General features: G+C 48.8%; 1 protein-coding gene. It reads left to right on the top strand.

The genetic code is table 11. The features are described from left to right. Positions 1-31: 31 nt before the first annotated feature. Positions 32-211, top strand: a 180-nt coding sequence (locus FDX22_RS15875; RefSeq protein ID WP_146717444.1) for a EutP/PduV family microcompartment system protein, incomplete at its 3' end; no start/stop codon positions are given.

Here is a 211-nt window from a genome sequence, read left to right as displayed (position 1 = left end):
CAACCTGACAAAAAGTTAATCAGAGGCGGCGATGAAACGTATTGCATTCGTCGGTACGGTGGGGGCGGGGAAAACAACGCTCTTTAATGCGCTACAGGGGAATTATTCCCTCGCCAGAAAAACACAGGCCGTGGAGTTTAATGAAAACGGCGATATCGATACGCCAGGAGAATATTTTAGCCATCCGCGCTGGTATCACGCCTTAATTACC

The organism is Citrobacter sp. TBCS-14, assembly GCF_005280805.1.
In the GTDB taxonomy this organism is placed as follows: Bacteria; Pseudomonadota; Gammaproteobacteria; order Enterobacterales; family Enterobacteriaceae; genus Citrobacter; species Citrobacter gillenii.
Note: the sequence above shows the minus strand (reverse complement) of the source record. Positions and strands in the feature narration are given on the sequence as shown.